The sequence below is a fragment of the Deltaproteobacteria bacterium genome, from assembly GCA_019309545.1.
In the GTDB taxonomy this organism is placed as follows: Bacteria; Desulfobacterota; Desulfobaccia; order Desulfobaccales; family Desulfobaccaceae; genus Desulfobacca_B.
Genome location: JAFDGA010000044.1, coordinates 1 through 9,535 on the forward strand (window position 1 = coordinate 1; position 9,535 = coordinate 9,535).

Genomic DNA, 9,535 nt, shown 5'->3' on the forward strand with positions numbered 1-9,535 from the left:
GCCTTCTTGGCGCGTTCCAGGCGCTCAACTTTTTGCTTCAACCGCTGAGCCTTCTCGGAGCTAATAACCTTCTCCTCCACCAACAGATCCAGCAAATCATCAGCATCGATGGCCCAGGCCGTCCCGGCCGGCAACCCCACTGATAGAGCTAGAGTTAACATTCCTAACCATTTCCCTAATGTTCGCATCCTCCTTACTCCTTTCTTGATACAAACATCATCTCCTGTTCCGGCTGGTTTTTTATATTTAGCCGAACTCCCACCAAAATTAAGGTTCATTGGCGTTAAAACCCTCTGGCCCATGCTAATCCCCTAAAGCTCTGGAGGGTGGTAAACCATAATTGCCTTAAATCATCTTATAAGTAACTTTAAGCAGCCGTAAGCGGTTACCCCGGTATTTTCTCATTTCCCCGTTTATGATTCCGGTTTAAATTTCCCCAGATCGGCAAAGCTTTTCATGTCCTGGAACCGACTAGGGTAACTGTCCAGGATCACTTTGATCCGGCGGAAAAATGGCAGTTTATATTTGACTCTCTTGAACAACAGATAGGTGACCGCATAAATTATTATGAAAACGCCGATGTAATTGAGAGAATAACCGATGACCGGCAACGGGAATTCCACCTCCAGGAACCGGTACTGCATCCAGGCCAGGGCAAAGCAGATCGGCCACAAAAATGCCGCGGATAGAGCGATCTGCATAAAAAAGGATTTGCCGAAGGCATCATTGGCCAACTTGTTGGCGGCCGAATAGACTTGTTTGTCCCCGGCCGCCAGCGCATCCACCGACAGATTCTGGAATTTGATCACCTCGTCCGTGGTTTGATCGATACGACGCTTTACAGCCAAGAAGGTCAACGAGATGGTAAATTCCCCGATGATGATCACGATAAGGGCAAGCACAAAAGTGCCGATAAAAAAATCGGTTAGAGCGGATCCAGTGATCCGATAAAACCAGATCAGGTAAGGGTCCAGAAACAGATAAAATGAAGGCATCTCCATGTTTTGCTCCGGAGGCAGTTAAGCCTTACTCCATCGGTTTATTTCTTAACAAGGGTTTTTCCGGTTTTCTTATTTTTCGTAAAATCCGGATTTTATTAAAATGGAGGCACCACCGAGAATCCCAGGAATCCCTTGGAGGTGTAACGCAGTCCGACATAAATCGCCAACAGCACGAACAGGCGTTTGAGCCAGACTTCGGGGATATACTTGGAGGTGTGGGGCCCGAGGAAGGAACCGCACGCAATGCCCACCATTTCGACGCCTACCAAAACAAAGTCTACGGGCACGCCCTTGATGACCATGTAACTGAAAATGGAAACCACCATCCCCACCAGGACCGCTACCGCCGAGGTACCGGCGACAATGTACATCGGCAATCCGGCAACCGAGGTAAGGAAAGGTACATACAGAAAACCACCGCCAACGCCCAGAAAGGAGGCGATCGCGGCAATGGCAAAACCGCCGATTAACGGCCAGATCGGGTTGAAAGAAAATTCAACGCCGTAAAAGGTAAAGGCAATCTTGGTCAGGCCCCAATGGTGGACCCGGACTCCGGCCAATTGCGGCACGGCGGCTTTTTGTTCAGTTTCGGCAGTGCTAGGCCCCTTTTTCATATGGGCCGCTTCAAAAGCCCGGGCCGCGGCTCTGGCCGCCTTCCGCTTTTCCTGGCCCCTAGCCGTAGTTTCATAAAAAAGCACCCCAGCGATGGCAAACACACACAGTCCGAAGTATCCGATATAGGCGCTCAACTTGATTTTTCCGGCAGTTAACACTGGAATCAGATACGCTCCGAGGATGCTGCCGCCGGCCAGAAAAAGTCCCAGCGGCAAGACGATCCTCCCCATTCGAGGCAAAATCAATATTGCCGTTCAAACTATGCTGGCGGAAATCAAAAAAAGGGGTATGAGCCTAAGCCAGAGTTTGGCTGCCCGAACTGCTGACCCCATGCTGGCTTTGGATTTCTTGCGATTGAAGAACATGGTGGATGAGGTCGAGGATTCAAGCGATGATATCATCTATGCCTTCATCCAGGATAAAAGTGGTCTGGTGCTGTCTCACACCTTCCAAGCGGGCTTTCCTACAGCGCTTAAGAATGCCAACCTGATTCCAGAGGGTGTTGACCAGCATATTCAGTTACTGGACACCGGCGAGGAGCGGGTTTACGATTTTGCCTTGCCGGTTAAGGTGGGTAAGGATCGCTTAGGAACGGTTCGAGTGGGACTCTCCCAGGCCAAAGCCCAGGCGGCGGTGCAAAGATTATTGTTTACCATCTTCAGCGTATCCGCCGGGGTCGCCTTGGTGGCAGTGGTTTTGGGGACTCTGTTTGCCGGAACCATCACCCGACGCTTGAATATTTTGCGTAAATCTGCTGAGGAAATGGTCAAGGGGAATTTGACCTTCCAGACCGGCCCCCAACTCAAGCGGAACTGCTGGGAAATAAAAAACTGCCAGCAGCCCCAATGCCCCGCTTATGGAGATACCCGCCATCGCTGCTGGTATCTGCCCGGAACATTGTGCCCGGAATGTGCTGAGGGCGGTTATGCTCAAAAAATCGAAGCCTGCCAGCAATGCCCGGTTTATCAGGAAAACCTCGGTGATGAAATCCAGAGCCTGGCCGAGTCCTTTGATGTCATGGCCTATAGCCTGGATAATTATATTCAGGAGCTTAAGGAGGCGGAAAGTAACCTCACCAGACAGCAGCAACTACTCAAAACCATTCTGGATGTGACGCCTGACTTAGTCAGCTTGCAGGACGAGAATCTGCTCTATCGGGCCGTAAACCCGGCTTTTTGCCGATTTTTCGGTTTATTTGACAAGGATATTATTGGAAAATCCGATTTCGAGATCTTTTCTCCATGGCGGGCAGAGACCCATAGAATAGAAGATTTGCAGATCCTCCGGACTGGCAATACCCTGTCCAAGGAAATTCAGGTAAGCCGAGACAAGAATAAACGTTGGTTTCATCTGGTTAAGGTGCCGGTTTATGACCAGGACCGGATCGTCGGTCTCCTGCTCACGGCCCGTGATATTACCGAGATCAAACAGTATCAGGAGAAGTTGGTTCAATCGGTGAAGATGGAACAGATGGGTAAGCTGGCCGGGGGGATGGCCCACGAAATTAACACCCCCTTGGGCGTTATTTTAGGATATGCCCAGATGCTTTTGGAAGATCTGCCCCAGGACAGTGAGAGTCACGAGTTCCTGAAGATTATTGAGAAACAGGCCAAGATTTGCCGCCGCATCGTTGCCGATTTATTGGGCTTTTCCAGGCAATTCGAAAGCAGAATGGAAGAGCTGGACCTCAACCAATCCATTGGGGAGGTGCTGCATCTAGTCAGACATACCTTCAAGCAGGATTGGGTCAATATCGAAGCCTCCCTGGATCCCGATTTGCCGCATATCATTGGTGACAAAGAAAAGCTCAAGCAGGTTTGGATCAATCTCCTGAACAACGCCTTTGAATCCATCGGCAGGGATGGAACCATTTGGGTGAAAACCAAATTCCGTCCCCAGGATCGACGAGTGCTGGTGACGGTAGCTGACAGTGGTTCAGGTATCGGCCCCGAAGACCTGGGAAGGGTATTCGATCCTTTTTTCAGCACTAAGGCTCCCGGTACCGGCACCGGTCTGGGTCTGTCGGTGTCGTTCGGCATTATTCAAGACCACCTGGGAAAAATCTCCGCGGTCAGCCCGGTACCGCCGGAATACCGGGGGAAAGTGGGATCTTCTAAAAAACAACCTGGTCCGGGTGCTATATTTATTGTAGAATTGCCGGTGTCAAGAGAAGAACTCAGGGAAGATACCGGTGAGGGATTGTTGCCAGAATACACGCCGATCAGCAAAAAACCGATGCCGGGGAGGGGGTAGATATGGGTGATATTCTTGTACTCGACGATGTCATCGACGCCGGTATAATGATTAAGCGGATCCTGGAGCGCAAAGGCCATCAGGTGGCGGTTTACACCGACGAGGAAGAGGCCCTAGAGTATATCCAGAGGCATCCGGTGGATGTGGCCATTTTAGACATCAGGCTCAAAAAGATGAGCGGAGTTGAAGTGCTGGAGGAATTAAAAAAGCTCTCTCCCCAGACCCGGGTTATCATGCTCACCGGTTACCCCACCTTGGAAACGGCGCGCCAGGCCCAGCAGCTTGGGGCTTTTGATTATTGTATCAAGCCAATCGACAAGGAAGAGCTGGAGGACAAGGTCGCCAGCGCTCTGGAAGCGGGAACTGAGATTGACTAGCCGAGATGTATCTCAGGCAGTTGTTTAAGCATTGGACTTTTCTGGTTTTCGCGCCAAGCAAACTTCTGCGCCAAAAGTATGAGACGTTCAAGGAGTTGCTCCGTCACGACCAGAAGAGCTTGGAATTAATCACTGACCTGGAGGAACTCCTGTATGGTAAGGTGCAAACGGACTGGGCACGAGTTGACCAACTGGTGCGGGGCCTGCGTTGGTCCGTGGGGTGCCTGATCCGGTCTCTGATATCCATGCATCCGGCGGCGTACCGCGATCTGGAGGAGCGTTTCCAGCAGATAGAAATTTCTCTTCAGGAGGCAGTCTCCTTACCGGAGGTGGATGTCAGGCCTCCCTACACCATGACCTTGGCGGAGGCGGCGCAGAACCCCAGGTTAGCGGGCGGCAAGGCTTATTCCCTGGCTCGGGGGCTTACGGAAGCCGGGCTTCCCGGGCCTCGGGGATTTGTGGTAACCACCAACGCCTTTAACTATTTTCTAAACTACAATCAGATCCGACATCGGCTTGATGAGCTTCTGGCCCAGGTGCGATTGGATGACTGGAAACGCCTGGTAGAGCTTTCCGGCGAAATGGTGGCCATAATCAAACACGCCGTAATACCCTCACCGATGCAAGAGGAAATCGTCCAAAGAATTGAGGAGTACCGGCAGCAAGGTGTGGCGGGGCCCTGGGTGGCGCGCAGCAGTGCGGCCGGTGAAGATGGCGAAGTCTCCTGGGCCGGTCAGTATGCCAGCATCTTAAATGTCTCCTTCGAGGAGATATTGGAAGCTTATAAAGAGATCTTAGCCAGCAAATATTCCCCCCAGGCGGTGACTTACCGTATCCGCTGCGGTTTGGCCGACCAGGAGACCCCTATGGCGGTGCTGCTGATGGAAATGATTGACGCCTCGGTTAGCGGGGTAGTTTACACCCGGGAGCCCACTCCGGAGGAAGCGGAAAATTTCTGCGTCGCCGTATATGCGGCAACCGGCTTGGGAGGAAGATTGGTAGATGGGAGCGCCGTCCCCGAAGTCCACTATCTAACCAGAGAAGAGCCCCCACATCTGTTAGAAACCATTGTCAGGCCAGCAGTTGGCAGGGACCAGAAGGGACCACCTAAGCCCTGCCTTTCTAATGAAAACACCCTTGTGCTGGCCCGGTGGGGAATGATTCTGGAAAAGCTGTTTGGGGGTCCCCAGGATATCGAATGGTGCCAGGATAAGAACGGGGTTATATTCCTTCTGCAATCCAGGCCTTTAAAAACCGGTCCCATCTCTGCTTGCCAGGCTTGGGAGAACGGCAAGATTCCCGAATTCAACAACCCCATTCTTCTGGAAGGGGGCCTTACGGCCAGCCCCGGTATGGGCACGGGCTCGGTTTGCGTTGTCCGGATGAAGGATGAGCTGAGGAATGTGCCAGAGGCTGCGGTGCTGGTATCGCCTTCCCTGCCGCCTAGTTTTGCCACTATACTAGAGCGGTTGCGCGCCGTGGTGGCGGATGGGGGCAGCCGGGCCAGTCATTTCGCTTGCGTGGCCCGAGAATTCGGGGTTCCGGTGATAGTGGGGACTCAGGAAGCCACGAAGATTCTAAAACCGGATCAGGTCGTCACGGTGGATGCCAACCGCCGCCGGGTTTATCAGGGCGAGGTGGAAAGCCTCCAGGGCTGCACTGCCGAGCCCCCGACTAGGCCCGATACGCCCTTCTCCACCCGGCTGCGGTCTGTCATGGAATATATCACCCCTCTGAGCCTCATTGATCCCACCTCTCCTGATTTTGCGCCCCGGGCATGCCGGAGCATGCATGATTTCACGCGGTTTGCGCACGAAAAGGGCATGGCCGAGATGTTTTCCCTGGTGGGCCGAAGCGGTCGGGGGCTGGCGCGGGCCCGACGGTTGCAGTCCGATCTACCGCTGGTCATGTATGTCCTAGATTTGGAAGGCGGGATTTCCTCCGAGGGAGGAGAGGGCAAAACTGTAGAGCCTCGATTCATCACCTCAGAACCAATGCGGGCCTGCTGGGAGGGTTTGACCCATCCAGATGTGGTGTGGCAGGAGGGTTTACTCCACATCGACTGGGAGGAATTCGACCGGATCAGCGCCAGTCTGGTAAAACTCCGCTCCGCCGTCCTGGCCAGTTACGCAGTGATCTCCAGGTACTATCTCCACCTCATACTCCGCTTCGGGTATCATTTTGCCGTCACCGATGCCCTTTGTAGCAATGACGCCGAAGCCAATTATATCGCCTTTCGCTTCAAGGGGGGCGGGGGGAATTTCGAGAACCGTATATTACGCGTCCAGTTTATCAAAATAATCCTGGAATGGGCGGGATTTACCGTTAATACCCGGGGCGACCTGCTGGACGCCCGTTTCGATCGTCAGGAACCCCGGACAATTCTTTCCCGGCTTACCCTGTTGGGCCTCCTCCAGGGCAAAACCCGCTTGCTGGATATCGCCTTGACTGGCAAAGACCAGGTATTTTCTTTGGCCGACTCATTTATGGGGCGCTACCAGGAATATGTCGAGGGGCAGAAACCCCCATCCGAAGCCCGCACTTCGGGATTATAACGCGATGCGGCCTCAGGTTTATATACCTGGCTGGCAACTTTCGACAAAAATCAAATTCTAGCCTCCCCGATATGGATAAAGAACGTTATCGACTCAATTGGATTACCGACCGTCTGGCGGTCGGACAGGCGCCCATGTCATATGAAGATCTGGAGTCTCTCCGACGGCAAGGAATTCAGGCCATATTGAATTTATGCGCCGAGTTTTGCGATCTGCATTGGATCGAAGCAGACTCCGGATTTGAAGTGTATTTTTTCCCCATTCCGGACGAGGAAGCCCCGGATCTACAGGAGTTGGAGAAGGCCTTGGACTGGCTGGACGAATGCCTTTATCTGGGCAAGAAGGTGCTGGTTCACTGCCGTCACGGAATCGGGCGAACCGGCACGGTGGTGAACGCCTATCTGCTCCGGAAAGGGTTGGGCCATAAGTTGGCGGGTAAGAAGCTGAAGGGGCTTAAATCCCAGCCGGCCAACTTCTATCAATGGTGGTTCATCCGGAAGTACGGCAAAAAGGAAAAGTGCTTGACCATCCGGGAGCCCTCTCTGGAGAGCAAGCATCTGGTGGATTTATTCCCGTTCTTTGCCGATTATGAAGGACTGGCCGAAGAGGTCAACAACTGTCTACAAAGGGCTGGCATAAAGGCCCGGTGTGGCCAAAGCCACTCCGATTGCTGTCTAGAGCCGGTCGTCACCACCTTGATTGAGGCCGTCTATATCAGTCACATCCTTAATACCGCTTTGGGACGGGTTGAACGTCAGGCGGCCATCCAACGCGCCGTGGAAGTGATTCAGGCGATACGAAAGCTGCAACGGACCCAGGGGATTGATCCTTTGAGCGCCGACTTTATCGAGACCTACCGGCAAGCCCACATCTTATGCCCCCTTAATGAGTGGGGGGAGTGCCTGATTTTTGACAACCGGCCATTGGCATGCCGCATGTTCGATATGCCCCCTGCTGATCGTCAGGAACTCTTAAAGAATTTATCTCGGGAATTAGCCCGCTTATCCGATAACCTGTTTTTTGCCTTCACCTCCCGCTTTCCGGGGAAAATTGCTTTACGGTTTTTTTTAAGCGAGGTGGTCTCGGGGAAGTTTGTACAGAGTTTTTTCCATCATCTGATGTCAATCCAATAATTACTGACTAACCTGCCATGTTCTCATATACCCAAGAAAACCGCAAACTGTTGTAATGGGGATGGGATTATCAAACCCGATTGTTGATGCACCCTTGGGGCCGGAAATCAGGATAAGCTCTCCCCGGTTGTCTGGCCCCGGAGGCAGGATTTATTGAAAGACAAACCTTAAACCCCCATATGGCGCTCAACCGGGGAGAAGGAAAACCCCGGGCCTCTTGATAATAGAGGACGAAATAGCCCCCGTTGATCACCCGGTGAGAAGCATAAGTCGCCCAGTCATAATAGTTCAAGTCCCGTCGCTCACCCCGCTGAAATCAGCTTTTACTACCCCGCTAATATACTGTGGCCGTCAGACCGACTGCCGAACCGGCGAGGTCCCCTCTTTCGCCTTGAAAAGCACATGATATCAAGGCAGGAAAGTTTTTTACCTGCCCGGAACCTCACCGGTTACTGGACCGTCAAGTAAGGTGGGGTTAACAGGTGGATAAATATTAGTATCGTGTGGTTGCTGGCCTGATTTTTGCCTGCGCATCTGTTGCAGGAACATCTCCTGCCGGTACAGCCGCTGTTGAAGCAGCCTCTGTTGGGCGTCGCTCATCCCGGGTGCCTGGTGCCTGATCCGGTTTAGCTTTAGCTTCACCAGGGCAGCGACATGCGGCTCCACAGCAAAACCGGCGCTAGGCACCAGCAGAGACATCAAGTAAAGGAAGGCCATGGCCCCAAATGTCATCCTCATCCCGCCAACCTCCTTCAACCTCTTTAATAAGGCGTTTAGTTCCCGCTTGACCTTAAGGTTAACCCACGGTGTTAAGGCTGAGGGAAAGCCAGCTACCTCTTCTTGAGCGTAAAGATACTGTACTCATAATTACTGTCAGAATCATTGTAATAGAAATCAAAAGTATGAATTTTAATCCGATTGGGATTGGTAAGATATTTCCCCCAGAAAACAACAGAGCCATAATCAGGGAAACTAGAATAAAAACCGTGTACATAAAGTGACTTATCTGCCTCTATCCTCCCTACAAAGTCAACTTCTTTGGTTTTGATTTTAACAGTCCCACTAAACAGCGTTCCACACTGTTTAGAGATTACTACTTTGACCCATGGTTTAGAACAGCCATTTAGAGTGATCTTTTTGGCATAGCCCGAATAGGTTCCCAAAAGGTCGGGAGCCGCCGTGGCCCAATCGGCAATCCCCAGAATTATCAGCAAGGCGATCCCCAGGCATATAGCTGGCTTCTTCATATCTTTAACCTCCTTCGGCATTTAAAGAACTTTAGACTCAATCTTAATCGGCTGTCAAGGGAAAAGTGGCAGGGTCTGTAATTCTTTGCACCTGGCCGCCCAGACCCTCGTAGTGCAGAAGTGAATCCATCACCAACAGAGAGTTGCCCAGAATCAGAAATTCTCTACTCTTTCCCTAATTTCAGGACGGTCGCAATCCCTTCTTAATCAGGTCAGTGATTCCTACTCTCGGACGGAAAAAGCTATAGAGGAAATTGAGGACCGGTCGCAATCCCTTCTTAATCAGGTCAGTGATTCCTACGAAGCTCTTGAAGTCGGCCGCAAGACTTTGCGGCAGAATAAAACGTCGCAATC

The 9,535-nt window shown here is 52.1% G+C and carries 9 protein-coding genes; 4 read left to right on the forward strand and 5 right to left on the reverse strand.

Features of this window, described 5'->3' with window-relative positions:
• From JRG72_10640 to JRG72_10650, 3 genes are all read right to left on the reverse strand, one after another.
• The coding region (locus JRG72_10640; GenBank protein ID MBW2135661.1) for a hypothetical protein at nt 1-188 on the reverse strand (188 nt) is incomplete at its 3' end.
• Between the two features lie 225 nt (nt 189-413).
• Nucleotides 414-995, reverse strand: a complete 582-nt coding sequence (locus tag JRG72_10645; protein MBW2135662.1) for a hypothetical protein — start codon at nt 993-995, stop codon at nt 414-416.
• Nucleotides 996-1,096: 101 nt separating this feature from the next.
• Nucleotides 1,097-1,846 (reverse strand): sulfite exporter TauE/SafE family protein, encoded by a 750-nt coding sequence (locus JRG72_10650; protein MBW2135663.1) that lies wholly within the window; start codon nt 1,844-1,846, stop codon nt 1,097-1,099.
• Here JRG72_10650 and JRG72_10655 point away from each other — a divergent pair.
• The 4 genes from JRG72_10655 to JRG72_10670 all read left to right on the forward strand — a co-directional run bounded on the left by JRG72_10655 (nt 1,797) and on the right by JRG72_10670 (nt 7,934).
• A complete protein-coding gene (locus JRG72_10655; GenBank protein MBW2135664.1) occupies nt 1,797-3,869 on the forward strand; it encodes a PAS domain S-box protein in 2,073 nt (690 codons plus the stop codon). The two genes, JRG72_10650 and JRG72_10655, sit on opposite strands and share 50 nt — an antisense overlap.
• Before the next feature lie 2 nt (nt 3,870-3,871).
• Entirely contained in the window at nt 3,872-4,246 is a 375-nt protein-coding gene (locus tag JRG72_10660) for a response regulator (protein ID MBW2135665.1), read from the forward strand.
• Between the two features lie 5 nt (nt 4,247-4,251).
• Nucleotides 4,252-6,801, forward strand: coding sequence for a pyruvate kinase (locus JRG72_10665; GenBank protein MBW2135666.1), 2,550 nt, complete (start codon nt 4,252-4,254; stop codon nt 6,799-6,801).
• Between the two features lie 71 nt (nt 6,802-6,872).
• Complete coding sequence (locus tag JRG72_10670) at nt 6,873-7,934, forward strand: dual specificity protein phosphatase family protein (protein ID MBW2135667.1); 1,062 nt, start codon at nt 6,873-6,875, stop codon at nt 7,932-7,934.
• 426 nt (nt 7,935-8,360) lie between these two features.
• Here JRG72_10670 and JRG72_10675 read toward each other — a convergent pair whose 3' ends face one another.
• Together JRG72_10675 and JRG72_10680 are read right to left on the reverse strand one after the other, a co-directional pair.
• Nucleotides 8,361-8,672 carry a hypothetical protein gene (locus JRG72_10675; protein ID MBW2135668.1) on the reverse strand — a complete coding sequence of 104 codons (312 nt, stop codon included), beginning with the start codon at nt 8,670-8,672 and terminating at the stop codon, nt 8,361-8,363.
• A 92-nt stretch (nt 8,673-8,764) separates the two neighbouring features.
• A complete protein-coding gene (locus JRG72_10680) occupies nt 8,765-9,181 on the reverse strand; it encodes a hypothetical protein (protein MBW2135669.1) in 417 nt (138 codons plus the stop codon).
• Nucleotides 9,182-9,535 lie beyond the last annotated feature (354 nt).

Coding starts and splice junctions, on each gene's coding strand:
- JRG72_10675 (MBW2135668.1), bottom strand. CDS start 8,672: ATGAGGATGACATTTGGGGCCATGGCCTTCCTTTACTTGATGTCTCTG.
- JRG72_10660 (MBW2135665.1), top strand. CDS start 3,872: ATGGGTGATATTCTTGTACTCGACGATGTCATCGACGCCGGTATAATG.
- JRG72_10680 (MBW2135669.1), bottom strand. CDS start 9,181: ATGAAGAAGCCAGCTATATGCCTGGGGATCGCCTTGCTGATAATTCTG.
- JRG72_10650 (MBW2135663.1), bottom strand. CDS start 1,846: ATGGGGAGGATCGTCTTGCCGCTGGGACTTTTTCTGGCCGGCGGCAGC.
- JRG72_10655 (MBW2135664.1), top strand. CDS start 1,797: ATGCTGCCGCCGGCCAGAAAAAGTCCCAGCGGCAAGACGATCCTCCCC.
- JRG72_10670 (MBW2135667.1), top strand. CDS start 6,873: ATGGATAAAGAACGTTATCGACTCAATTGGATTACCGACCGTCTGGCG.
- JRG72_10665 (MBW2135666.1), top strand. CDS start 4,252: ATGTATCTCAGGCAGTTGTTTAAGCATTGGACTTTTCTGGTTTTCGCG.
- JRG72_10645 (MBW2135662.1), bottom strand. CDS start 995: ATGCCTTCATTTTATCTGTTTCTGGACCCTTACCTGATCTGGTTTTAT.